Origin of the sequence: Bradyrhizobium sp. cf659 (genome assembly GCF_900113725.1) — a bacterium.
Classification (GTDB): domain Bacteria; phylum Pseudomonadota; class Alphaproteobacteria; order Rhizobiales; family Xanthobacteraceae; genus Bradyrhizobium.
Genome location: NZ_FOQJ01000003.1, coordinates 644299 through 668013 on the forward strand (window position 1 = coordinate 644299; position 23715 = coordinate 668013).

Sequence of the window (23715 nt, forward strand, 5' to 3'; positions counted from 1 at the left end):
GGGCCCCGGCCTTCGCCGGGGCGACCACTAATCCTGCTGTGTCTCGCTGAACGTCGCCCGGAACGGATGGCCGGGATACACGCCGACGATGCGGAATTCGCGCGAGAAGAATTTCAGCTCCTCGATTGCGAAGGCGAGGCCCTTGTCTTCGGGGTGGCCGTCGACGTCGGCGTAAAACTGCGTGGCGAAGAAATTGCCGTCGACCATGTAGCTCTCGAGCTTGGTCATGTTGACGCCGTTGGTGGCAAAGCCGCCGAGCGCCTTGTAGAGCGCGGCCGGCAAATTGCGCACGCGGAATACAAACGTGGTGACCAGCGGGCCCGAGCCCTGCGCGGCCCATTTCGGCTCGCGCGCCAGCACCACGAAGCGCGTGGTGTTGTGGGCCTCGTCCTCGATGTCCTCGGCGAGGATGTCGAGGCCGTAGATCTTTGCGGCCAGGCGCGAGGCGATCGCGGCGACCGTCTTGTCCTTGCGCTCGGAGATGTCGCGGGCGCTGCCGGCGGTGTCGGCGTGCACGATCGGCTTGATGCCGAGCTTGCGGATGATGCGCCGGCACTGACCGAGCGCATGCACGTGGCTCTCGACGGACTTGATGTCGGAGATCTTGGTCCCCTTCACCGCCATCAGCTGATGGCGGACCGGCAGAAACCATTCGCCGATGATGAAGAGGCCGGAAGCCGGCAGGAGGTGATGGATGTCGGCGACGCGGCCCGCGACCGAATTCTCGATCGGGATCATGCCGAGATCGGCTTCACCCGACGAGATCGCCGACAGCGCGTCCTCGAAGGTGGCGCAGGGCATCGGCTCGGCGTCGGGATAGGCCTCGGCGATGGCGATGTGGGAATTGGCCCCAGGCTCGCCCTGGAATGCGATTTTCATCTTGCTCATGATCGGCCTTGTAGCAGCGGCTCAGGATTTGGAAAGGATGCTGCGGGCGGTTTCGAGATCGGGCGGCGTGTCGACGCCGCGGGGCACGCTGTCGACGATGATGATGTCGATGCGCATGCCGGCTTCCACCGCCCGGAGCTGTTCCAGGCTCTCCTGACGCTCCAGGGGAGAAGGCGGCAGTGACACGAACCGCTCCAACGCAGCGCGGCGGTAGGCGTAAAGGCCGATGTGGTGGTAACGCGGTCCGTTGCCGTAAGGGGCCGTGGCGCGGGTGAAATAAAGTGCGCGCAGCCGCCGCGGCCCGATCGGCGAGCCGACGGCCTTCACGACGCTCGGCGCGAGGTCCTCTTCCTCGGTGTGGATCTGCGAGGCCAGAGTCACGATGTCGACCGCGGGGTCGGCAAACGGCGGCAGCACCTCGCGGATGGTCTGCGGCGTGATCGTCGGGAAATCGCCCTGGAGATTGATCACGATCTCGGCCTTGCCTTGGGGATCGAGCTTCTGCATCGCCTCGTGGATACGGTCGGAGCCGGAGGGGTGCGTGGCGCGGGTCATCACGGCCTCGCCGCCATGGGCTGATACGACGGACGCGATCTCGGGCGTGTCGGTTGCGACCGCAACCCGGCCGATGCCGGCGGCCTCTGCGCGGCGCAGCACATGCACGATCATCGGCAGGCCCGCGATGTCGGCGAGCGGCTTGCCGGGCAGGCGGGTAGCGGCCATGCGGGCCGGGATCAGTACCAGGATGCGGGGATCGGTCATCGGGTCAAGGGCCTGGAAACGGGGCGTTTTCCGCGCCGAGAAATGGGGTGGGGACGGGTTCAAAGCCGGGTCGCTTATACGGGTTGCCAGACCCCGGGCAAACCGATATCTCAATGGCAAAACTCGGGGGAAAGACAAGGAACGTGTGATTCTCCTGAGGCTCGTCCTGGCGGCCGCCCGGCCGCTCAATCCTTCTCAGCGGTGTGGGGCCTGGCCGGAAATGGACTCTTTCGAACTCAACAAGATTCTCGGTGCTGTGCTCGGCACCTGTCTCATCCTGCTGGTGACGAGTTTCACCGCGAGTGCGCTGTTCTCGCCCAAGATGCCGGAAAAGCCGGGCTTTGAGATCGCCGTGAAGGAAGATGCTGGCCACGGCAAGGAAGGCGGCGCCGCCGCAGCAGCCTCCGAGCCGATCGAAAAACTGCTCCAGACCGCTTCCGTCGAGAAGGGCGCGGCCGCCGCCAAGAAGTGCGGCGCCTGCCACACCTTCGAGAAGGGCGGCCCGAATCGCGTCGGTCCGAACCTCTATGGCGTCGTCGGCGAGGCACGTGGCGAGGGCCGCAATGGCTTCAACTTCTCGGCGGCCATGAAGGGCAAGGGCGGCACCTGGACGTTCGACGACCTCAACAAGTTCATCGCCAATCCGAAGGGCTTCGTCCCCGGCACCGCGATGGGCTTCGCCGGCATTCCCAAGGATTCCGAGCGCGCCGATGTCATTGCCTATCTGAATTCGCTGTCGGAGCATCCCAAGCCGCTGCCGACGGCGTCGAAGTAAGGTCTCAAAAACCCGTCTTGGAATATGCGGCCAGGCTGAAAAGCCTGGCCGTTTCCTTATCCGGGCCTCGCGAGGTCGTTATCGGGACCTTTGGCCGCAGCGAATGGCGGGGCGGGCTTCCAAGATGAGGAAAAAGCAACATATTCCGTCGAAACCTCGCCTATATTGGGAACTTAAAGGAGTAGCCTCCTTCAAGACAGGAATGTTGATTTGGCCATTACCCGACGCGATCTCCTGCTCACCGGCACTGCGGCCGCAGCGCTCCCCGCCCTCGGTTCCGTCGCGGGCCTTCCCGTCATCGGCGCGGCCGCGGCGCAATCGGCCGGAGAAGCGGCTTCAAATGCGCTCCCTTGGCGGCATGCGTTGTCGCTGTTCGGAAAGGTCAAGTACCCCGCTGACTTCAAGCGCTTCGACTACGTCAATCCGGAAGCGCCCAAGGGCGGGGTCGCGCGCCAGATCGCCGTCGGCACGTTCGACAATTTCAACATCGTCGTCTCCGGTGTGAAGGGGCAGGTCGCCGGCGCCGTCGCATTCATCTACGAATCCCTGCTGACGCCGGCGCTCGACGAAGTCTCGACCGAATACGGCGCGCTGGCCGAAGCCGTCAGCCACCCGGACGATTTCTCGTTCGTCACCTATCGTTTGCGGGCGCAAGCCAAATGGCATGACGGCAAGCCGGTCACCGCGGATGACGTGATCTTCTCGCTCGATTCCTTCAAGAAGCACCATCCGATGTACTCGGCGTACTACAGTCATGTGGTGAAGGCCGAGAAGGTCGGCGAGCGCGAGGTGAAGTTCGTGTTCGACGCGCCGGGCAACCGCGAGCTGCCGCAGATTGTCGGGCAACTCACGGTCCTGCCGAAGCATTGGTGGGAGGGAACGGACGCGCAGGGCCGCAAGCGCGATGTTTCCGCCACCACGCTCGAAGTGCCGCTTGGCTCCGGCCCCTATAGGGTCAAGGAATTCGTTGCCGGACGGTCGATCGCGCTGGAGCGCGTCAAGGACTATTGGGGCCGCGACCTGCCCGCCAATGTGGGCCGCAACAATTTCGACGAGCTGCGCTACGAGTATTTCCGCGACGCCACCGTCGCGATCGAGGCTTTCAAGGCCGACCAGGTCGATTGGCGCACCGAGAATAGCGCCAAGAACTGGGCGACCGCCTACGACTTCCCGGCCGTGAGCGAAAAGCGCGTGATCCTCGAGGAGTTCGCCAATCGCAGCTCGGGCGTGATGCAAGCCTTCGTGCCGAACCTGCGCCGCGCCAAGTTCAGCGATCCCCGCGTTCGCCGTGCGCTCAACTACGCGTTCGACTTCGAGGAGATGAACAAGCAGATCTTCTACGGTCAATACAAGCGCATCAGCAGCTATTTCGACGGTATCGACGAGCTCATGGCGACCGGCTTGCCGCAGGGAAAGGAGCTCGAGATCCTCGAGACCGTCCGCGCCGAAGTGCCGCCCGAAGTCTTCACGACGGCCTACACCAATCCGGTCGGCGGCAGTCCGGAAGCCGTGCGCGACAATCTGCGTGAGGCGCTGCGCCTGTTCAAGGAAGCCGGCTACGAGGTGCGCGACCGCAAGCTGATCGACGTCAAGACCGGCGCGCAGTTCTCCCTGGAATTGCTGAATTCCGATCCGAGCTTTGAGCGGATCACGCTGTTCTACAAGCCGTCACTGGAGCGGCTCGGCATCGCCGTCAGCGTGCGGACGGTCGATCCGACGCAATACGAGAACAGGACGCGCGACTGGGATTTCGACGTCGTCACCAACTCATGGGGCGAGTCGCAGTCGCCGGGCAACGAGCAACGCGAATTCTGGTCGTCCAAGACGGCCGGCATCGCCGGCTCGCGCAATATTGCCGGCATCAAGAATCCGGCGATCGACAAGCTGATCGAGCGGGTGATCTACGCCAGGGATCGCGACGATCTCGTCGCTGCGACCAAGGCGCTCGACCGCGTGCTGCTGTGGAATCACTACGTCGTGCCGCAGTGGACCTATACCAAGGTGCGCACCGCGCGCTGGGACCGCTTCGGCCGGCCGTCGGAATTGCCCAGATACGGTCAGTCCGGCTTCCCGTTCATCTGGTGGTACGACGCAGACAGGGCGGCGCGGATCGCAAAGAAGTCGTGAAGGATATTTCCCGCATGACGCAGATGTCACGCCGCCATGTGCTGGCTTTGGGTGCCGGCGGTGCCCTCGGTGCGTCCCTTGGCGCACCGTTGTTACGCGGCGCGCGCGCATCGGAGGCGGGGACCGAGGCGCACGGCATCTCGGCATTCGGCGATCTCAAATATCCCGCCGACTTCCACCATTTCGACTATGTCAATCTGGATGCGCCGAAGGGCGGCACGTTCTCCCTCATCCCGTCGGTGCGCGCCTACAATCAGTCCTACCAGACCTTCAACTCGCTCAACGCCTTCATTCTGAAGGGCGACGGCGCGCAGGGCATGGACATGACGTTCGTGCCGCTGATGGTGCGCGCGAATGACGAGCCGGACGCGATGTACGGGCTTGCCGCCAAATCCGTGCGGATATCGCCGGACAGGCTGGTCTATCGCTTCACGATGCGGCCCGAGGCGAAATTCCACGACGGCACGAAGCTGACCGCTCACGACGCGGCGTTTTCGCTGACGGCGCTGAAGTCCAAGGGACATCCGCTGATCATCGTGCAAATGCGTGACATGGTCAGCGCGGAGGCGATCGACGATGCGACGCTCGTCGTCACCTTTGCCAAGGGACGCGCGCGCGACGTGCCGCTCTATGTCGCGAGCCTGCCGATCTTCTCGAAGGCTTACTATGCGTCTCGTCCGTTCGACGAAACGTCGCTGGAGATCCCGCTGGGCTCGGGTCCGTACAAAGTCGGCAGGTTCGAGGTCAACCGTTACATCGAGTACGAGCGGGTGAAGGACTGGTGGGCCGCCGATCTGCCGCCCTGCCGCGGCAGCTACAATTTCGACGTCGTGCGCTATGAGTTCTATCGCGACCGCGATGTCGCCTTCGAGGGTTTTACCGGCAAGAGTTATCTTTACCGCGAAGAGTTCACCTCCCGCATCTGGGCGACGCGCTACGACTTTCCGGCCGTGAAGGACAATCGCGTCAAGCTCGAAATCGTACCCGACGAGACGCCGTCCGGCGCGCAGGGCTGGTTCATCAACACGCGGCGCGAAAAGTTCAAAGACCCGCGCGTGCGCGAGGCCCTGATCAATGCCTTCGACTTCGAGTGGACCAACAAGACCATCATGTACGGCGCCTATGCCCGTACGGTATCGCCGTTCCAGAACTCCGATCTCATGGCGGGCGACACCGCCCCTTCGCCGGAAGAGCTGAAGCTGCTGGAGCCGTTTCGCGGTCAGGTTCCCGATGAGGTGTTCGCCGCACCGTTCACGCCGCCGGTCTCGGACGGCTCCGGGCAGGATCGAAGCCTGTTGCGCAAGGCGCAGCAACTGCTGAGCGAGGCCGGCGTGCCGATCAAGGACGGCAAACGGGTGCTGCCGAACGGCGAGGTCTTCAGAATCGAGTTCCTGCTGGACGAGCCCTCCTTCCAGCCGCACCATGCGCCCTACATCAAGAACCTGGGCACGCTCGGCATCGAAGCGAGCGTGCGCCTCGTCGATGCCGTGCAGCACAAGGCGCGCCAGGAAGATTTCGACTTCGACATGACGATCCAGCGTTTCAGCATGTCGGCGACGCCGGGCGATGCCATGCGTGCATTCTTTTCTTCGCAGGTCGCCGCGACCAAGGGCTCGTACAATCTCGCGGGCGTCGCCAGCCCGGCCATCGACGCCATGATCGAGAAGATCATGGCGGCCGACAACCGCGAGGACCTCACGATCGCCTGCCGCGCCTTCGACCGTCTGTTCCGTGCCGGCCGCTATTGGGTGCCGCAGTGGTATAACAAGACGCACCGGCTCGCTTATTGGGATCAGTTCGGTCATCCGCAGAAGCTGCCGCGTTATGCCAACGGCGTCGGCGCGCCCGACATCTGGTGGCATGAACCCGGCAAGGCGGCCAAGCTCGAGCAGGCGAAATAATCATGAGCGCGTACATCGCCCGCCGCATCCTCCTGATGATCCCGACATTGCTCGGGATCCTGTTCGTCTCCTTCGTCGTCGTGCAGTTCGCGCCTGGCGGTCCGGTCGAGCGCGTGATCGCGCAGCTCTCGGGGGCCGACACCGGCGGCACTTCGCGCATTTCAGGCGGTAGCGACTTTGCGCAGCGTGCCCCCGGGCAGGTCGGTGCTGGTGGAGACGCCATCAACTCGAAATATCGCGGCGCGCAGGGACTCGATCCTGATTTCATCAAGAAGCTGGAGGCGCAATTCGGCTTCGACAAGCCGGCACCGGAACGCTTCGCGCTGATGGTGTGGAATTTCGCCCGCTTCGATTTCGGCAAGAGCTATTTTCGCGACGTCAGCGTGATTCAGCTGATCAAGGAGAAGCTGCCGGTCTCGATCTCGCTCGGCATCTGGCTGACGCTGATCACCTATCTGATCTCGATCCCGCTCGGCATCCGTAAGGCCGTCAAAGACGGCACGCGGTTTGACACCTGGACGTCGACCATTCTCGTGCTGGGCTATGCCATTCCCGGCTTTCTGTTCGCAATCCTCCTCATCATCCTGTTTGCCGGCGGCTCCTTCTTTAACTGGTTCCCGCTGCGCGGGCTGACTTCGGACGGCTGGTCGCAGTTCCCCTGGTACTGGAAGATCCTTGATTATTTCTGGCATCTGACGCTGCCGCTGATCGCCATGGGGCTCGGCGCGTTCACCACCATGACGTTCCTGACCAAGAATTCGTTCCTGGACGAGATTCGCAAGCAATACGTCATGACCGCGCGCGCCAAGGGCTGCAGCGAGGGCCGGGTGCTTTACGGCCACGTCTTCCGCAATGCGATGCTGATCGTGATCGCCGGGTTCCCCGGCACCTTCATCCACGCCTTCTTCTCAGGCTCGCTTCTGATCGAGACCATCTTCTCGCTGGACGGGCTCGGGCTGCTCAGCTTCGAGAGCGTGCTCAACCGCGACTATCCCGTGGTGTTCGGCACGCTCTACATCTTTTCGTTGGTCGGCCTCGTGATCAACCTGATCTCCGACCTGACCTATATGTGGATCGACCCCCGGATCGATTTCGAGGCGCGGGAGGTCTGATGACGGTTATCGCGCCGACGCCGATCGAAACCACGACCCAGTCTCCGCTGGGCGAGGTCGTTCCGATCACGGGCAAGCCGTTCGCCCCTTCGCCGCTGAACAGGCGGCGATGGCAGAATTTCAAGGCCAACCGCCGCGGCTACTGGTCGTTCTGGATATTCATCGCCCTGTTCGTGGTCTCGCTGTTCGCCGAGCTGATCGCCAACGATCGGCCTTTCCTGGTCAAATTCGACGGCCGTCTCTATTGGCCTGCCTTCGTGACCTATTCGGAAACCACCTTCGGCGGCGATTTCGAGACGGCGGCCGACTACCGCGACCCCTACCTGCAGAAGCTCATCAAGGACAAGGGCGGTGCCATCGTCTGGCCCCTGATCCGCTATTCCTACGACACCCACAATCTCGACTTGCCGACGCCGGCGCCATCGCCGCCGACCTGGATGCTGACGGAAGCGCAGTGCAAACTTGTTGTCGAGAAGAAGGGGCTGAAGAGCTGCCGCGACCTCGAATACAACTGGCTGGGTACGGATGATCAGGGACGCGACGTGGTGGCGCGGCTGATCTATGGCTTCCGCATCTCGGTGCTGTTCGGCCTCTGCCTCACGATCGTCTCATCCGTCATCGGCATCGCGGCCGGCGCGGTGCAGGGCTATTTCGGCGGTCGGGTCGATCTCATCTTCCAGCGCTTCATCGAGATATGGACGGCAATTCCGTCGCTCTATCTTCTCTTGATCCTGTCCTCGGTCCTCGTGCCCGGCTTCTTCGTGCTGCTCGGCATCCTGCTGCTGTTCTCCTGGGTCTCGCTGGTCGGTCTCGTGCGGGCCGAGTTCCTGCGCGGGCGCAACTTCGAATACATCCAGGCCGCGCGGGCGCTCGGCGTCTCCAACCCGGTCATCATGTTCCGCCACCTGCTGCCGAACGCGATGGTCGCGACCATGACGTTCCTGCCGTTCATCGTCTCCTCGTCGGTGATGACGTTGACGGCACTCGACTTCCTTGGCTTCGGCCTGCCGCCCGGCTCACCCTCGCTCGGCGAGCTGCTGTCGCAGGCCAAGTCCAACGTGCAGGCGCCGTGGCTCGGTTTCTCCGGCTTCTTCTCGGTCGCGATCATGCTGTCGCTGTTGATCTTCATCGGCGAAGCCGTGCGCGACGCCTTCGATCCGCGCAAGACGTTCAGGTAGGCCAATGGACGCGATCAACCAGCCCCTGCTTGCCGTGCGCGACCTCTCGGTGGCCTTCCACCAGGGTGGTGCCACGACACTCGCGGTCGACAAGGTCTCGTTCCAGATCAAGCGCGGCGAATGCCTGGCGCTGGTCGGCGAATCCGGCTCCGGCAAGTCCGTGAGCGCGCTCTCGATCCTGAAGCTGCTGCCCTATCCGAACGCCTCGCACCCCTCGGGAAGCATCCGCTTCAAGGGACAGGAGCTGATCGACCAGTCCGAGCAGCAGATGCGGGAGGTCCGCGGCAGCGACATCTCCATCATCTTCCAGGAGCCGATGACCTCGCTCAACCCGTTGCACACGATCGAGGCGCAGATCGGCGAGATCATCCAGCTGCATAATCCGACCAGCAACGCGGTGGCGCGCAAGCGGACGCTGGAGCTGCTGACCCAGGTCGGCATCCCCGATCCGGAGACGCGGCTCAACAGCTATCCGCACCAGCTCTCCGGAGGCCAGCGGCAGCGCGTGATGATCGCCATGGCGCTCGCCAACGAGCCCGACCTGCTGATCGCGGACGAGCCGACCACGGCGCTCGACGTCACCGTGCAGGCGCAGATCCTGGCACTGCTCGCCGAGATCCGCGCGCGGCTCGGCATGAGCCTGCTCTTCATCACCCATGATCTCGGCATCGTGCGCCGCATCGCCGACCACGTCTGCGTCATGAAGAGCGGCGAGATCGTCGAGCAGGGACCGGTCGAGCAGGTGTTCAAGACGCCGAAGCATCCCTATACGCGCGACCTGCTCGCGGCCGAGCCGAAGCCGGATCCCGCGCCGCCGCAGCCGGATGCGCCGGTGGTGATGTCGGCCGACGATCTGAAAGTGTGGTTTCCGATCAAGCGTGGCTTGATGCGCAAGACGGTCGGCCACATCAAGGCGGTCGACGGTGTCAGCGTCGCCGTGCGCAAGGGCGAGACGCTCGGCGTCGTCGGCGAATCCGGCTCCGGCAAGACCACGCTGGGGCTGGCGCTGCTGCGGCTGATCTCCTCGAACGGGCGCATCGTGTTCCTGGGAAAAGACATCCAGGGCCTGCGCTTCAAGGAGATGCGGCCCTTCCGGCGCGACATGCAGATCGTGTTCCAGGATCCGTTCGGCTCGCTCAGCCCGCGCATGTCGGTCGCCGACATCATCGCCGAAGGCCTCTCCGTGCATCAGCCGAAACTGTCGCGCGAGGAACGCGAGGAGCGCGTCGTCAAGGCGCTCGAGGATGTCGGGCTGAAGCCCGACACCCGCTACCGCTACCCGCATGAGTTCTCCGGCGGCCAGCGCCAGCGCATCAGCATCGCGCGTGCGGTGGTGCTGGAGCCGGATTTCGTGGTGCTGGACGAGCCGACCAGCGCGCTCGACATGCTGTTCCAGGCGCAGATGGTCGATCTGTTGCGCGAGCTCCAGCGCAAGCGCGATCTCACCTACATGTTCATCTCGCACGATTTGCGCGTCGTCGCCTCGCTTGCCAGCCATCTGATCGTGATGCGCGGCGGTAAGGTGGTCGAGGAGGGGCAGGCGGCCGAGCTGTTCAAGAACCCGAAGAGCGATTACACGCGCGCACTGTTCGCGGCGGCGTTCCGGCTGGAGACGGCCGGGAATGGATCGGTGGCGACGTAGGACCTGCTGTCATTCCGGCGCGCGCGGCGCGAACCCGGAATCCAGAGATGATAGCGCGAGATTCCGGGTTCCCGCGCGATGCGCATGCCCCGGAATGACTGGAATAATCAGAGCCGCTTGATCGCCACGACCTCGCTGCCGGCCTGCTTGATCCGGGCGATCGCCGGTTCGATCGGCTCGATCACCGTCGCCATGTGATGCGCGTTGGCGTGAACCATGGTGCCGGCGTCGCGCACGATGGCGACGTGGCCCTTCCAGAAGATCAAATCGCCGCGCTGCAACTGGCGTCGCTCGTGCGGCTCCAGGGCGTGTCCAAGGCCGGCCTGCTGCATGTCGCTGTCGCGCGGGCAGCCGGTGCCGGCCGCCGTCAGCGAGACCTGCACGAGACCGGAGCAGTCGATGCCGAGGCTGCTCTTGCCGCCCCAGAGATAGGGCGTGCCGACGAAGCGTTCGGCCACCGCGACGAAGTCCGGCTCGCGATGATCGAGCGGGACGAGATGCGCCGTCGGCAGATAGGCTCCGTCACGCGTCACCGCGAAGCTGCCGTCCTCGCGGGCCACCGCGAGCTTCGATCCCATCACGAGCGTGCCGGCTGGCGGCAGCTTGATCGAGGGGCCGGGGAAGGCAAACGTCCGGAGCGCGCTGACCTTGTGCGTCTGGGCGGCCGCCGGCTTCAGGAGCGCCGCATCGGGAAGCCAGCCGACATAGCCGTCACCGCCAAGCTGGCCCCAGGCCCAGCCTTCGCCATTGCGATCGTAGACCGTGACGCGCTCGCCGCGCAGCGCCTCCGTCATCAGCATCGCGCCCGAGGACGGCTGCTCGCGCACCGGTGCAATCGCCTCCGTCACCTCGAATTCCTCGCCGGTGACGAAGCGCTCCGCCTGCACCTTGCCTTCGAGATATTTGGCGGCGAGGTCGGCCCGCGCCGGCGTTACTCGCGGATCATGCATAGCGCTCGCTCAGCAATGTGTAGATGGCGCGCGCGGCCTGGCACTCGCCGCCTTCGGGGCGCGCCGGCTTCGCCGACGGCGTCCAGCCATAGATGTCGACATGCAGCCAGCTCTTGGCCTGCTCGACGAAGCGTTGCAGGAACAGCGCACAGGTGATCGAGCCGGCAAAGCCGCCCGACGGTGCGTTGGTGATGGTGGCTGTCTTGGAGTCCAGCCACGCATCGTAGGGCGGCCACAGCGGCATGCGCCACAACGGATCGTTCTCCTTGACGGCGCAGCGCGCGACGTCGGCGGCAAGCGTCTCATCATTGGTGTAAAAGGGTGGTAAATCCGGCCCCAGCGCGACGCGTGCCGCGCCGGTCAGCGTGCCGAGATCGATCAGCAGGTCGGGCTTCTCCTCGTCGGCGAGCGCCAGTGCATCGGCGAGCACGAGCCGGCCTTCGGCGTCCGTATTGCCGATCTCGACCGTGATGCCCTTGCGCGATGTAAAAACGTCGAGCGGGCGGAAGGCATTGCCCGCGACCGCATTCTCGACCGCCGGAATCAGCACGCGCAGCCGGACCTTCAGCTTCGCGTCCATCACCATGCGCGCGAGCGCCAGAACGTTGGCCGCGCCACCCATGTCCTTCTTCATGATCAGCATGCCGCTCGACGGCTTCAGGTCGAGCCCGCCGGTGTCGAAGCACACGCCCTTGCCGACCAGCGTCACCTTGGGATGGGCGGGATCGCCCCAGCCGATGTCGATCAGCCGCGGCGCGCGGTCCGAGGCCATGCCGACGGCGTGGATCAACGGAAAGTTCGTCCTCAGATCCTCGCCGATGGTGCAGGCAAAGCTCGCGCCGAATTCGCCAGCGAGCTCTTGCGCGGCTGCGGCGAGCTCCTCCGGCCCCATGTCGTTGGACGGCGTGTTGATGAGGTCGCGCGCCAGCATCGCGGCATCCGCCATGCGGCCGATCTCGACGGCGTCGACGCCGTCGGGCGGCACCAGACGGACATCGGGTCTATCCGCCTTGCGGTAGCGGGCGAAACGGTAGCTGCCGAGCGCGAAGGCGAGTGCGGCGAGCCGTGCATCGTGCGGTGCATTGGCAAAGCGATAGGTGCCCGGCGGCAGCAGGCCGGGCAGCGCGCCCGGCCGGAACAGGTCGCGGGATCTTGCGCCCTCGTCCTCGAGGCCGAACAGCACTTGCGCGATCGCACCGTCGGGGGCGGGCAGGGCGAGATAGCCGCCCGGCTTGGCGGCGAAGGCGCTCGCCGTGGCGAACTGGCGTTGCGCCGGCGGCAGCGTCTCGGCGACCTGATCCCAGCTCGACTTGGTGACGAAGGTGATCGGGATGGCGGTCGGCGACGTCTCGAAGACAGAAGGCATTGGCGGGTCCGGGTCGTCAGATCAAGCTGGTTATGCGGATGAAGGAGACTTCGCAGAGTTTTGCCGTGGCCGCAATCGGCTTTGCCGTCACCCTGGAGCGAGCCGCTACTCGCAGCACGGGGGCCATGCTAGGTTCCGGCAACGGCCGCCAGGTGTAAACGCATCGCCGACGGCCGAAGGCGAAGCCTGCCGGGAGGAAATGCAATGGACGTCGTGTGGAGCATGGTCACATTCATCGGCCAGGCCGTCGAGGCGATTTTCAGCTATGTCGACCATCATCATTGGATCTTCGCGTTCCTTGCCGGCGGCTACGTCTTCTATCTCCACGACCGCTCCGTACACGCGCGCTTCGATGCGCTCGACAAGCGCGTCGACGAAATCCGCAAGCGGCTTGCCATCGAATATTGATCCGGTGAAACGAAACCGGCGACGGGCAGATCTCGTATCCATCCATGCTGAGAACTGCCGTTCACGCGCGCGCGGCCGCAGGGCTTTACTAGCGCTGCGGTTGTGGCATTATCGGCGAATATTTTAGATTGTGTCGCTCGGCTCTGCACGCATCGAGTGCAACAACGCAGCGGCACGCGGTTGATACTTGCCCCGGGGTTCGTCCTTGCCCGGGGCCGAGACCGGTCTGAACCCGTTCGTCGAAGGCATTTCTCTCATCGTATTGGGCGGCGCAGCATTCGCAACGAGCGGCGCAAGATGGATAGATCGTTCGTTATTGCGCAGATTTCCGACCTGCATCTGGACGGGTCAGGGCGGTTGCTTGCGACGATCGAGACCCTGAGCGCCGCTCTGCGCGAGAGGATGGCGGCCTTCGCGGACGTTCCCGATCGCATCCTGCTGATCACGGGCGATCTCGTGGACGACCCGACGCCGCGCGCGCTCGACGAAGCGCTCGCCGTCATCGCCTCCTTCCGGCAGAGCCGTGTGTTCACCGATATCCAGGCGATTGCCGGCAATCACGACGCCAAGCGTCCGAGCCAGCGCGCGGGCCGCCACGACGTCTATGACTACCTGCATCTGCCGCGGACCTCGAAGAGCGTCTATTACCGCCAGGCCGGCCTCGATCTGGTGCTGCTGGATTCCAACCGCGCGAGCCTCACGACGCTTGCGAGCGGCAATATCGACCAAGGCACCTACCACGCCATGGTTGCGGATTCCGCCCGGCTGAGCGTCGAGCTTGCGGGCAGCCTTGGATCGGCCGGACGCGCCGATTACGCCGAGCCGGCGGACAACCTCGTGCGGGTGCTGGCGCTGCATCATCATCCGCTGCCGCAGGCGACCGGCGAGGGAAAGCGCTTTCTCGGCAGCCCCGATGAACCGCTGATGTATCTCGCCGCGCCCGCGACCTTCCTCGAAGCCGCCACCTCGCTCAACGTCGATCTGGTCCTGCACGGTCACCGGCATGTCGAGGGGCTGACCCGCTATTCGATTCCGGATCCGCGTGCGACGCGGAGCAGGGGCGATGAAGCGTTCTGGCGCACGATCTACGTGCTGTCCTGTCCGTCCTCGACCGGGCAGGGCGGCGACGATGCCGGCTTCAACATCATCCATTTCGGTCCAATGTCCCCGGCAGGCAAGTCCGAATACGGATTTGCGATCGCGCGCTATTCGCGGCCGCGCAACGATGGCGGCTTCCGCCTGCTCGATTCGAATCTGCCGGGCGGCATCATCTGGTTGCCGGCAGGGCGGGATTATTCCCGCGACCCGGCCGTCCAGTCGGCAATCGAGATTGCTGCAATCGCGACGTTGAAGCGGGATCAGGTCGCCGCATTGGCTCGCCGGCTCCTGATGCGTCGCGCCTTCTATGCCGACGGCGAGCCGGACTGGGCGAATGCGCTCCACACCTATCTCGTCACCTCTCATGTCTGGGCCGATCTCGACGGCAAGTTCTCGAGGTTCGGGCGCAAGCATGAGGCCGAGGCGGTTGCCGCGGTGACCGTGCTGCTGCGCCGGCTGATCGGGCAATCCGCCGGTGTGCTCGGCATCGATCCGCTTCGGCTTGACGAGCTCGGGGCGAAGCGTCTGGTCAATCGCGACGACCTCCGGCGCGAATGGCCCGGGATGCCGCGCACGGACGTCGATGTCGAGGCGCAGGCGCGGCAAAGGCTGCAATTGCTGCGGGACCTGAACGAGCAGGTGAAGGCGCTCGGCCTCGACCTCGGTCTCGGCGGGGAGGTGCCGCCGCAGACGCCGCCGTGAGGGCATCCCGCCGTTAACCGGCCATTAGGGTTAACAGTCTATTGCTGGCGCGTTCGGCTCGATCCATCCGCTCGAGAGTCAAAGCGTCATGCGTCAACGGTTCAGTCCTGCCCGGCTTCTCGCATCTGCCTCGCTCGTCGCGGTGGTGGCCATGAGCCTCGGCGGCTGCACGGCAATGTCAAAGCTCTCCGACGTCACCGGCTCGATCGGGTCGCGCGCGGAGGCTCCTCCCAGCGATCCTGCGCGCGCCGCCGAAGTCTATGGCGAGCGTTACCGTGCCAATCCCAAGGACGCCGAGGCCGCGCTCGGCTATGGCCAGGCCTTGCGCGCCAATGGCCAGCGCGCCCAGGCCGTCGCCGTCCTCGAGCAGGCGACCATCGCCAATCCCGGCAACAAGGCCCTGCTCGCCCAGTACGGCCGTGCACTCGCCGACAACGGCAATTTCCAGCAGGCCTTCGACGTGCTGTCGAAAGCGCATTCTCCCGACAATCCGGACTGGCGCCTGCTCTCGGTGCAGGGCACGGCGCTCGATCAGATGGGCCGTCACGAGGAGGCGCGCTCCTATTATGCGAGTGCGCTGAAGATCGCGCCGGGCGATCCCGGCGTGCTCTCTAACGTCGGCCTGTCCTACATGCTGTCGAAGGACCTGCCGAAGGCCGAAGAGGCGTTGCGGCAGGCCTACGCCTCGCCGCGCGCGAACGCGCGGGTGCGGCAGAATCTCGGCCTGGTCGTCGGTCTCCAGGGCCGCTTTGCCGAAGCCGAAACCATCGTGAAGGCGGACCTGCCGCCGGAACAGGCCGCGGCCAATGTCGCCTATCTGAAGGAAATGCTGAGCCGCAGTGACGCCCCGCGCGGTACGCCGAAGCGGACTCCGGTCGCCGCGCTCAGCCGGCCCGACTGATCCGACCTGATCGTCTCGTCCTGAAGCCGCTCGCGCGAATCTCGCGCGGCCGCGTCTTACGTCATTGCATCTCGGAGATCTTGATGCCGGTCGGTCCGAGAATGACGACGAACAGCACCGGCAGGAAGAACAGGATCATCGGCACCGTCAGCTTCGGCGGCAGCGCGGCGGCCTTCTTCTCGGCCTCGTTCATGCGCATGTCGCGGTTTTCCTGCGCCATGACGCGCAGGGAATGTCCGAGCGGAGTGCCGTAACGTTCCGCCTGCTGAAGCGCCAGACACACCGACTTGACGCCCTCGAGCCCGGTGCGCCGCGCCAGGTTCTCATAGGCGACCTTACGGTCCTGCAAATAGGACAGCTCGGCGGTGGTCAGCGTGAACTCTTCCGACAGCGCGATCGACTGGCCGACGATCTCGGTGGCCACTTTCCGGAACGCCATTTCGACCGACATGCCGGATTCGATGCAGATCAGCAGCAGGTCGAGCGCGTCGGGGAAGGCGCGCTTGATCGAGAGCTGGCGCTTGGAGATCGCGTTCCTGAGGAACAGCATCGGGGCCTGAAGCCCGAGATAGGCGGCGCCGATGCAGATGCCGATCTTGACCGGCATCGGTTTCTCCATATGCGCGATCAGGAACACGTACAAGGCCGAGCCCACGAGCAGGGTGATCGGAGCGACCATGCGCGCAAACAGGAAGGTGATGTAGGGCGCCTGACCGCGGTAGCCGGCCATGATGAGCTTGTCGCGGGCAGCTTCCTGCGCGAGCCATTTGGTGAGGTTGAAATCCTCGACGACCTTGGAGACGAGCTGCTTCGGCGTCTGGCGCAGCGAGACCTTCTCGCTCTTGTTGAGGCGCTCGCGCTCGCGCTGTCGGATCCGCTCACGCTCGCTCGCCACCGCCTTCATGCGCTTGGAGAGGCCCTCGCCGGCGAACAGGGGCATCACCAGCGTATAGACGGTGGCGCTGGCGGCGATGGCCGCCAGCAGCATGGTCATGAAGCGGACGTCATGCAGTTTCGAAACGAGAAATTCGACCATACGCCACCGTCAGAAATCGAAGTTGATCATCTTCTTCATCACCATGATGCCGATCGCCATCCAGACGACGCAAGCGACCAGCATGAGCTGGCCGGTAGGATGGGTCCACAGCAGGGAGATGTAGTGCGGCGTCGTGAGATAGACGAGGAACATCACGATCGGCGGCAGCGAGCCGATGATGCCGGCCGAGGCCTTGGCCTCCATCGACATCGCCTGGATCTTTTCCCTCATCTTCTTGCGGTCGCGCAGCACCTTGGAGAGGTTGCCCAGCGCTTCGGAGAGGTTGCCGCCCGATTTCTGCTGGATCGAGATGACGATGCCGAAGAAATTCGCTTCCGGCAGCGGCATGCGATCGTAGAGGCGCGCGCAGGCTTCGCCGAGCGGCATGCCGATCGCCTGTGTCTCGATGATGGCCAGGAACTCGCTGCGCAGCGGCTCGGGCGAATCGGCGGCGACCACCTTGATCGATTCGAACAGCGGCAGGCCCGCCTTGATGCCGCGGACGATCACGTCGACGGCGTCGGGCAGCGCCGCCAGGAATTTGTTTTCGCGGCGCTTCTTCAGGAAGCCGAGTGCCCAGCGCGGCAGGCCGAAGCCGCCGGCGAAGGCGAGGCCGGCGGCGCCGAGCAGGCCGCCACCGACGAACATGGCAACCGCGAACAGCACGCCCGCCACGACGGCGGACGCGATCCAGAATTTCTGCGGCGTCCAGTCCAGCCCCGCCTGCGACAGGCGGACGCTGAGCGGAACGCTCTTCTCCTGCTGACGTCGGGCCTCGAGATCCTTCAGCGAAGTCTCGACCTGCTCACGGCGCGAGCGCTGGCTCTTTTCGGTCTGCTTGGCCGCGGGCGCGTCGGCGCGCGCGATCGAGGCGCGGCGGTTTTCCGCCTTCCGCTCCCCGGACAGCAACGGATAGAGGAAGACCCAGGCGACGCCGCCGACAGCGGCGGTGGCGAGGAAGGCGAGGGCGAGGACCTGCATGTTCATGGCGGCGCTGACCTGCTCACGTCTTCGGCGCCACTTCCGCCGCGTCGAGTGCGGCGGCAAGGCGCTTCTCTTCGCCGTAATAGCGAGCGCGTTCCCAGAACTTCGGGCGGCCGATGCCGGTCGAGCGGTGCCGCCCGATGATCTTGCCGTTGGCGTCCTCGCCGACCATGTCGTAGAGGAAGATGTCCTGGGTGATGATGGTGTCGCCTTCCATGCCCATCACCTCGGTGATGTGGGTGATGCGGCGCGAACCGTCGCGCAGGCGCGCGGCCTGGACGATGACGTCGATCGAGGCGCAGATCATCTCGCGGATGGTCCGCGACGGCAGCGAGAAGCCACCCATCGTGATCATGGATTCGCAGCGCGACAGCGCCTCGCGCGGGTTGTTGGCGTGCAGCGTGCCCATCGAGCCGTCGTGGCCGGTATTCATGGCCTGGAGCAGGTCGAACGCCTCGGGGCCGCGGACCTCGCCGACGATGATGCGTTCGGGGCGCATACGCAGGCAGTTGCGCACCAGCTCGCGCATGGTGACCTGGCCTTCGCCCTCGATGTTGGGCGGACGGGTTTCCAGCCGCACCACGTGGGGCTGCTGGAGCTGGAGCTCGGCCGCGTCCTCGCAGGTGATCACGCGCTCGTCGTGCTCGATATAATTGGTCAGACAGTTGAGCAGAGTGGTCTTGCCCGAGCCGGTACCGCCGGAGATCAGCACGTTGCAGCGGACGCGGCCGATGATCTGGAGGATTTCCGCGCCCTCCGGCGAGATCGCGCCGAACTTGACGAGCTGATCCAGCGTCAGCTTGTCCTTCTTGAATTTGCGGATGGTGAGTGTGGGCCCGTCGATCGACAGCGGCGGCACGATGGCGTTGACGCGGGAGCCGTCGGCGAGACGCGCGTCGCAGATCGGTGAGGATTCGTCGACACGCCGGCCGACCTGGCTGACGATGCGCTGACAGATGTTGAGGAGCTGCTGGTTGTCGCGGAAGCGGATGCCCGTGCGCTGGATCTTGCCGGCGACTTCGATGTAGACGGTGTTGGCGCCGTTGACCATGATGTCCGCGATGTCGTCGCGCGACAGCAGCGGCTCGAGCGGACCGTAGCCCAGAACGTCGTTGCAGATGTCGTCGAGCAGCTCTTCCTGCTCGGCGATCGACATCACGATGTTCTTGATCGCGATGATCTCGTTGACGATGTCGCGGATTTCCTCGCGGGCCGATTCCGAATCGAGCTTGGCGAGCTGGGCGAGGTCGATGGCCTCGATCAGCGCGCCGAAGATGGTCGCCTTGACCTCGTAGTAATTGTCCGAGCGGCGGGTTTCCATCGCCGGCGCAGGTCTTGCCGGGGCAAGCGGCGGCGAGGCGACCGCCGGCGGGGGCGGCGCGCGCGACACCGTCGGCGCCGGAGCCGGGGCAGGCTCTGGCGACACGGCGCCGGGCTTCGGGGCCCGAAGGTCGGTGTCTGTTCCGCTACGCTTACCGAACACTTAACGACTCCATGCGGCGGCTTATTTTCCCCGCAACTTCTCAATCAGGGGTGAAAGCAGGGACGACTTTTGTTTCTTCGTTTCGCTGCGGCCGGTCAGGCGCTGGGCGATCTGGAGGAACATCTCGATCGACTTGTGGTTGGCGGAGATCTCCGCGATCATCTGGCCGTTGTTGGCCGCCGAGCCGAAGATCTGCGGCTCGAACGGGATCGAGACGACCGGCTGGCTCTCGATCGCCTTGGCGAACTCCGCAGCGGCGATTTCGGGACGTTTCGGCACTCCGACCTGGTTCAGGCAGTAGAGCGGCGGCCGGTCGTTGGGGCGCGCGGCCTTCAACAGGTCGAACAGGTTCTTGGCATTGCGCAAATTGGCGAGGTCGGGCGCCGCCACGATCAGGATGTCGTCGGCCCCGATCAGGGCGCGCTTGGTCCAGCCCGACCATTGGTGCGGGATGTCGAGCACGATGCAGGGCATGGTGGAGCGCAGCGTGTCGAACACGGCATCGAAGGCGTCGGTGCCGAAATCATAGACCCGGTCCAGCGTCGCCGGCGCCGCCAGCAGGCTGAGATGGTCGGTGCATTTCGACAGCAGGCGGTCGATGAAGGCGGTATCGACGCGATCGGGCGAGAACACGGCGTCCGCAATGCCCTGCGGCGGGTCCTGGTTGTAGTCGAGCCCGGCGGTGCCGAAGGCGAGGTCGAGATCGGCGACGACCGCGTCCATCGCGAGGTCGCGCGCGATCGCCCAGGCGACGTTATGGGAGATGGTGGACGCGCCGACGCCGCCCTTGGCGCCGACCACGGCGATGATGCGGCCGACCGCCTTGGCTTCCGGCGCGGAGAACAGGTTGCAGATCGAGCGCACGACGTCGATCGCGCCAACCGGCGCGAGCACGTAGTCGCTGACGCCGCGGCGCACCAGCTCGCGATAGAGCATGACGTCGTTGATGCGGCCGATCACGACCACACGGGTGCCGGCGTCGCAGACGGTGGCGAGCTGGTCGAGCCCGCCCAGGAGGTCGTTGCGGCCGTCGCTCTCGAGCACGATCACGTTCGGCGTGGGCGCCGAGCGGTAGGCTTCGACCGCTGCCGCCATGCCGCCCATCTGGATCTTCAGGTGGGCCTTGCCGAGACGGCGATCCTCGCCGGCCGATTGTACCGCGGCAGCAGTTTCCACGGTCTCGCAGAACGCCTGGACCGAGACGCGCGGCGCAGGCGCGATATGCTCCTCGACCGGTGGCGAAGCTGCTTCCGGCTGCTCTTCGTGTGTTTGCCTGGCGTAGCTGATCATCGGCCGGTGTCGCTGAGTTTGGCCTTGTCGGCCTCAGGATAGGGGACCGCCGTCGGCACTCCCTTGCGATACTTCTCGAACGCAGCGGTGCGCCGTATCGTATAGGAGGGAGTCTCCGGCCGCGGCTGCTCGAGGTCCGAGGGATTGTCGACCATGGCTGCGAGGTTGCGCTGATAGGCGCAACCGTAATTGTAGTATTCCTTGTTCTCGAACCAGCTCTTGTTCTTCATCGAGGGGCCGATGTCCTCCGGCCACAGGCCGCAGGGGCCCGCGACTGCGGCGATCTTGGAATAGGTCAGCCGGATCGGCGGCAGGAAGCGCTTGTCTTCCGGCTGGTAGGGGCGGGCGATGATGCCGCGCGGCGGAACGCCCGCCGCCGCCAGCATCGCCTGGATCTCGCGCATCGACTCCGCCACCGGACGCGCGTTGGGCGTCCCGGACGGCACGTCGATATGGATGGCGCCGGTGCCTTCGTGCAGCCAGGCCGATGCCAGACCCATCACGTCGGCGCGCTGGGCCGCGGTCAACCCGCCGCGGGCGTGGCCGACGAAGACGACGATCGAACGGTTCTGCTCCTCGATCGCGATCGGATGACGCTGCTTGTAGCTGTCGGGAATGGAGGCGGTGACCGCTTCGTCGTGCTGGCAGCCGCCGAGCGCAAGCGCAATGCCGACGAGCGCGCCACCGAAGCCGACGGCGCCTCTGCGAATCTGGGGTGGTCTTGTGGTCATAACGAAGTCCCCGTTCCGCTTTAGTCGGTGATGAAGCCGTAGGTGCCGCGGTAGTTCCGGGCCGGTTCGGTCCGGCCAGGCACGCCGTAGATGCGGTTGATGTTGCCGAGCAGCTCGGCCTGCGGATCGGCAGGCGCGGAGAAGCCGTCATCCGGCCGCGACAGGTCCTTCTGCGCCACTGCGCGAACGATATAGGGCGTCACGATCACGACCAGCTCGGTTGCGTTGTTGACGAAGTCGCGGCTGCGGAACAGCGCGCCGAGGATCGGCAGCTGCATCATGCCCGGCAGCCCGCTGACCGCCTGCTTGGTCTGCTGCTGGATCAGGCCGGCCATCGCCATCGCGCCGCCGGAGGGAATCTCCAGCGACGTCTCCGCCCGGCGGGTCTTGATCGAGGGCACCGTGAGCGAGTTCACCGACGTCGAGGTCACGGCCTGCGATAGCGTGATCGCGTTCTCGTTCGACAGTTCCGAAACCTCGGTCATCACCCGCAGGCTGATCTTGCCCTCGGTCAGCACCACGGGCGTGAAGTTGAGCGAGATGCCGAACTTCTTGAAGCTGATCTGGGTGGTACAGACATGCGTCGTGGGATCGCACGCATAGCCCGCCGGTACCGGGAATTCGCCGCCGGCGATGAAGGTCGCCGACTCGCCGGAGATCGCGGTCAGGTTCGGCTCGGCCAGCGTCCGGATCACGCCGGCGGTCTCCATCGCGCGCAGGGTGGCCTGCACCGACGGCGTCGCGCCGAACTTCGTGGTCAGGCTGTTGCCGTCCACCAGATTCTTGCCAAGCGCGGTGAACGGATTGGAGTTGGTGAAGCTCACCACAGACGTGCCGTAGTTGAGGTTGGCGGTGAGGTCGATGCCGAGCTGCTTGACGATGCTGCGCGCGACTTCGGCGACCGTCACCTTGAGCATGACCTGGTCGCGGCCGCGGACCACGATCGAGTTCACCACCTTGTCGGCGCCGCCGGCGAGGCGCGCGGCGAGATCGTTGGCCTGCTGCGCTTCCATCGGGTTCGCCGCCGTGCCGGTCAGCACGATGCCTTCGCCGAGGCCGTCGATCTGGATGTCGGAATTGGGCAGGACTTGCTTCAGCGCCGCCCGAACGCCGTTGAGGTCGCGCTTGACGGCGATGTCATAGGCCGCGATCTGCTGACCGGCGGAATCGAAGAACACGATGTTGGTCTGACCGACGGCGGCGCCGATGATGTAGGCGCGCTGCGACGAGCGGACCACCGCATTGGCGATCTTGGGATCGGCGACCAGCACATCCTTGATGTCGCGCGGAAGGTCGATCACGATGGACTTGCCGACGCCGAGGGAGAGGAAGCGCGCGTTCATCTGGCCGTCGGCCGCGACCGGCGCCACGGGGCGGTAGTCGGCGGCGACCACGGGGGTCAGCGCCGGGTTGAGCACCAGCGCGAGGGCGGCCGAAAACGACAGGGCGCGGACCATTGAGGTTCGCATCGTCGCCAAATCTGCCCTGCATTTCATATCGACTGCCCTCATCGTGCCTTCGCCGTCGAGCTTGGGATACCGTAGCGAATGATCGAAACGCCATCGCGCTTCTGTGCGGAATCATCGAGCGTGATCTCGCTCATCTTGACGTCGACGATGCTGCGCAGCGCCAGCGACAGCGTGCCGCTCTGGCGGGCGGCGGAAAGCGTCGCCGTCTGTGCGGGATTGAGCTCGAGGGTGACGGTCTTGCCGACCACCGTATTCTGGCCGTCCTTCTCCTTCGGCGCCTGGTCGATGGCCAGGACGCGGATGTTGGCCAGGATGATCTCGGACGTGACGAGATCAGGGGCGCCGCTGCTTGGGTCCGGGTTCTTGAGGCGGCGCGTCAGAAGCACGTCGACGCGGTCGTTGGGCAGGATGAAGCCGCCTGCGCCGGTCTCGGGCGATATCTCGGTCGAGATCGCGCGCATGCCGGTGGGCAGGATTGCCGCCATGAAGCCGGAGCCTTCGGACTTGACCAGTTTCTGGTCGCGGATCGGCTCACCCTGGATGAAGGGGGCGCGCGCGATCGAACCGGTCACCTGGGTCACGCCCTCGGGGCGCTCGTTGCGGCGGATGAAGGTGGCGCTGGCGGTCGCGGCCGGCCAGGTCTGCCATTGCACGTCTTCCGGTTTCACGGTCTGGCCGAGGCCGATGTCGTTCTTGGCCACCAGCACGTCGACGGTTGGAAGCTGCGCGACCGGAGCGGCCGGAGGCGGCGCAGAATTGTCCGAGCCGCTCGCCAGGTACGCGGCGACACCGCCGGCGCAGATGGCGACCGTCAGGACGACAATGCGTGCCCTATTCATACGCTTCACTTTCCAACAAAACGCCGCGACGCAGCCGCCGCCGTAATCGGCAGTTGACCAGCTATTCGTCAAA

20 protein-coding genes are annotated in these 23715 nt (G+C 65.1%); 9 read left to right on the top strand and 11 right to left on the bottom strand.

The window, feature by feature from the left end:
• Window positions 1–27 precede the first annotated feature (27 nt).
• Both BM118_RS17085 and BM118_RS17090 read right to left on the bottom strand, forming a co-directional pair.
• Complete coding sequence (locus BM118_RS17085; protein WP_092186680.1) at window positions 28–888, bottom strand: prephenate dehydratase; 861 nt, start codon at window positions 886–888, stop codon at window positions 28–30.
• Between the two features lie 21 nt (window positions 889–909).
• Window positions 910–1650, bottom strand: coding sequence for a 3-deoxy-manno-octulosonate cytidylyltransferase (locus BM118_RS17090; RefSeq protein ID WP_092186681.1), 741 nt, complete (start codon window positions 1648–1650; stop codon window positions 910–912).
• A gap of 220 nt (window positions 1651–1870) precedes the next feature.
• Here BM118_RS17090 and BM118_RS17095 point away from each other — a divergent pair, with 220 nt between their 5' ends.
• From BM118_RS17095 to BM118_RS17120, 6 genes are all read left to right on the top strand, one after another.
• On the top strand, window positions 1871–2425 hold the full coding sequence (locus BM118_RS17095; protein ID WP_092186682.1) for a c-type cytochrome: 555 nt from the start codon (window positions 1871–1873) through the stop codon (window positions 2423–2425).
• Between the two features lie 210 nt (window positions 2426–2635).
• A complete protein-coding gene (locus tag BM118_RS17100) occupies window positions 2636–4552 on the top strand; it encodes an extracellular solute-binding protein (protein WP_092186683.1) in 1917 nt (638 codons plus the stop codon).
• Window positions 4553–4566: 14 nt separating this feature from the next.
• The gene (locus tag BM118_RS17105) at window positions 4567–6453 is read left to right on the top strand and encodes an extracellular solute-binding protein (RefSeq protein ID WP_177234386.1); all 1887 of its coding nucleotides are present in this window, start codon (window positions 4567–4569) and stop codon (window positions 6451–6453) included.
• Window positions 6454–6455: 2 nt separating this feature from the next.
• On the top strand, window positions 6456–7565 hold the full coding sequence (locus BM118_RS17110) for a microcin C ABC transporter permease YejB (protein ID WP_092186685.1): 1110 nt from the start codon (window positions 6456–6458) through the stop codon (window positions 7563–7565).
• Complete coding sequence (locus tag BM118_RS17115) at window positions 7565–8743, top strand: ABC transporter permease (protein ID WP_092186686.1); 1179 nt, start codon at window positions 7565–7567, stop codon at window positions 8741–8743. The genes BM118_RS17110 and BM118_RS17115 overlap by 1 nt, the downstream gene beginning before the upstream one ends.
• Before the next feature lie 4 nt (window positions 8744–8747).
• Window positions 8748–10385, top strand: a complete 1638-nt coding sequence (locus BM118_RS17120) for an ABC transporter ATP-binding protein (RefSeq protein WP_177234387.1) — start codon at window positions 8748–8750, stop codon at window positions 10383–10385.
• A 107-nt stretch (window positions 10386–10492) separates the two neighbouring features.
• Here the strand turns inward: BM118_RS17120 and BM118_RS17125 are convergent, their stop codons facing one another.
• A complete protein-coding gene (locus BM118_RS17125) occupies window positions 10493–11335 on the bottom strand; it encodes a C40 family peptidase (RefSeq protein WP_092186687.1) in 843 nt (280 codons plus the stop codon).
• Window positions 11328–12701 (bottom strand): leucyl aminopeptidase family protein, encoded by a 1374-nt coding sequence (locus BM118_RS17130; protein ID WP_092186688.1) that lies wholly within the window; start codon window positions 12699–12701, stop codon window positions 11328–11330. The genes BM118_RS17125 and BM118_RS17130 overlap by 8 nt, the downstream gene beginning before the upstream one ends.
• A 204-nt stretch (window positions 12702–12905) precedes the next feature.
• Here BM118_RS17130 and BM118_RS17135 point away from each other — a divergent pair, with 204 nt between their 5' ends.
• From BM118_RS17135 to BM118_RS17145, 3 genes are all read left to right on the top strand, one after another.
• Entirely contained in the window at window positions 12906–13109 is a 204-nt protein-coding gene (locus BM118_RS17135) for a hypothetical protein (protein WP_092186689.1), read from the top strand.
• A gap of 297 nt (window positions 13110–13406) precedes the next feature.
• Entirely contained in the window at window positions 13407–14909 is a 1503-nt protein-coding gene (locus BM118_RS17140; RefSeq protein WP_092186690.1) for a metallophosphoesterase family protein, read from the top strand.
• A gap of 88 nt (window positions 14910–14997) precedes the next feature.
• Window positions 14998–15810, top strand: coding sequence for a tetratricopeptide repeat protein (locus BM118_RS17145; protein WP_092186691.1), 813 nt, complete (start codon window positions 14998–15000; stop codon window positions 15808–15810).
• A 61-nt stretch (window positions 15811–15871) separates the two neighbouring features.
• On the opposite strand, the gene BM118_RS17150 is transcribed toward BM118_RS17145, so the two are convergent.
• Genes BM118_RS17150 through cpaB form a run of 7 tightly spaced genes read right to left on the bottom strand, consistent with a single transcriptional unit; the run spans window position 15872 to window position 23642 of the window.
• Window positions 15872–16846 (bottom strand): type II secretion system F family protein, encoded by a 975-nt coding sequence (locus BM118_RS17150; protein WP_092186692.1) that lies wholly within the window; start codon window positions 16844–16846, stop codon window positions 15872–15874.
• A 9-nt stretch (window positions 16847–16855) separates the two neighbouring features.
• A complete protein-coding gene (locus BM118_RS17155) occupies window positions 16856–17833 on the bottom strand; it encodes a type II secretion system F family protein (protein WP_092186693.1) in 978 nt (325 codons plus the stop codon).
• A gap of 16 nt (window positions 17834–17849) precedes the next feature.
• Window positions 17850–19313, bottom strand: a complete 1464-nt coding sequence (locus BM118_RS17160) for a CpaF family protein (RefSeq protein ID WP_092186694.1) — start codon at window positions 19311–19313, stop codon at window positions 17850–17852.
• Window positions 19314–19334: 21 nt separating this feature from the next.
• Window positions 19335–20603, bottom strand: a complete 1269-nt coding sequence (locus BM118_RS17165; protein ID WP_092186695.1) for an AAA family ATPase — start codon at window positions 20601–20603, stop codon at window positions 19335–19337.
• Window positions 20600–21334: a CpaD family pilus assembly protein gene (locus BM118_RS17170; protein ID WP_092186696.1), complete on the bottom strand. Its 735-nt coding sequence runs from the start codon at window positions 21332–21334 to the stop codon at window positions 20600–20602. Before BM118_RS17170 ends, BM118_RS17165 begins: the two co-directional genes overlap by 4 nt.
• A gap of 20 nt (window positions 21335–21354) precedes the next feature.
• Window positions 21355–22830 (bottom strand): type II and III secretion system protein family protein, encoded by a 1476-nt coding sequence (locus BM118_RS17175; RefSeq protein WP_177234388.1) that lies wholly within the window; start codon window positions 22828–22830, stop codon window positions 21355–21357.
• An 11-nt stretch (window positions 22831–22841) separates the two neighbouring features.
• Entirely contained in the window at window positions 22842–23642 is an 801-nt protein-coding gene (gene cpaB, locus BM118_RS17180; protein WP_177234389.1) for a Flp pilus assembly protein CpaB, read from the bottom strand.
• Between the last annotated feature and the right edge of the window lie 73 nt (window positions 23643–23715).

Excerpts from the sequence above, each read along its gene's own strand:
- BM118_RS17085 (WP_092186680.1), bottom strand. The coding sequence starts at position 888 with ATGAGCAAGATGAAAATCGCATTCCAGGGCGAGCCTGGGGCCAATTCC.
- BM118_RS17090 (WP_092186681.1), bottom strand. The coding sequence starts at position 1,650 with ATGACCGATCCCCGCATCCTGGTACTGATCCCGGCCCGCATGGCCGCT.
- BM118_RS17095 (WP_092186682.1), top strand. The coding sequence starts at position 1,871 with ATGGACTCTTTCGAACTCAACAAGATTCTCGGTGCTGTGCTCGGCACC.
- BM118_RS17105 (WP_177234386.1), top strand. The coding sequence starts at position 4,567 with ATGACGCAGATGTCACGCCGCCATGTGCTGGCTTTGGGTGCCGGCGGT.
- BM118_RS17110 (WP_092186685.1), top strand. The coding sequence starts at position 6,456 with ATGAGCGCGTACATCGCCCGCCGCATCCTCCTGATGATCCCGACATTG.
- BM118_RS17115 (WP_092186686.1), top strand. The coding sequence starts at position 7,565 with ATGACGGTTATCGCGCCGACGCCGATCGAAACCACGACCCAGTCTCCG.
- BM118_RS17120 (WP_177234387.1), top strand. The coding sequence starts at position 8,748 with ATGGACGCGATCAACCAGCCCCTGCTTGCCGTGCGCGACCTCTCGGTG.
- BM118_RS17125 (WP_092186687.1), bottom strand. The coding sequence starts at position 11,335 with ATGCATGATCCGCGAGTAACGCCGGCGCGGGCCGACCTCGCCGCCAAA.
- BM118_RS17130 (WP_092186688.1), bottom strand. The coding sequence starts at position 12,701 with ATGCCTTCTGTCTTCGAGACGTCGCCGACCGCCATCCCGATCACCTTC.
- BM118_RS17135 (WP_092186689.1), top strand. The coding sequence starts at position 12,906 with ATGGACGTCGTGTGGAGCATGGTCACATTCATCGGCCAGGCCGTCGAG.
- BM118_RS17140 (WP_092186690.1), top strand. The coding sequence starts at position 13,407 with ATGGATAGATCGTTCGTTATTGCGCAGATTTCCGACCTGCATCTGGAC.
- BM118_RS17145 (WP_092186691.1), top strand. The coding sequence starts at position 14,998 with ATGCGTCAACGGTTCAGTCCTGCCCGGCTTCTCGCATCTGCCTCGCTC.
- BM118_RS17150 (WP_092186692.1), bottom strand. The coding sequence starts at position 16,846 with ATGGTCGAATTTCTCGTTTCGAAACTGCATGACGTCCGCTTCATGACC.
- BM118_RS17155 (WP_092186693.1), bottom strand. The coding sequence starts at position 17,833 with ATGAACATGCAGGTCCTCGCCCTCGCCTTCCTCGCCACCGCCGCTGTC.
- BM118_RS17165 (WP_092186695.1), bottom strand. The coding sequence starts at position 20,603 with ATGATCAGCTACGCCAGGCAAACACACGAAGAGCAGCCGGAAGCAGCT.
- BM118_RS17170 (WP_092186696.1), bottom strand. The coding sequence starts at position 21,334 with ATGACCACAAGACCACCCCAGATTCGCAGAGGCGCCGTCGGCTTCGGT.
- BM118_RS17175 (WP_177234388.1), bottom strand. The coding sequence starts at position 22,830 with ATGAAATGCAGGGCAGATTTGGCGACGATGCGAACCTCAATGGTCCGC.
- cpaB (WP_177234389.1), bottom strand. The coding sequence starts at position 23,642 with ATGAATAGGGCACGCATTGTCGTCCTGACGGTCGCCATCTGCGCCGGC.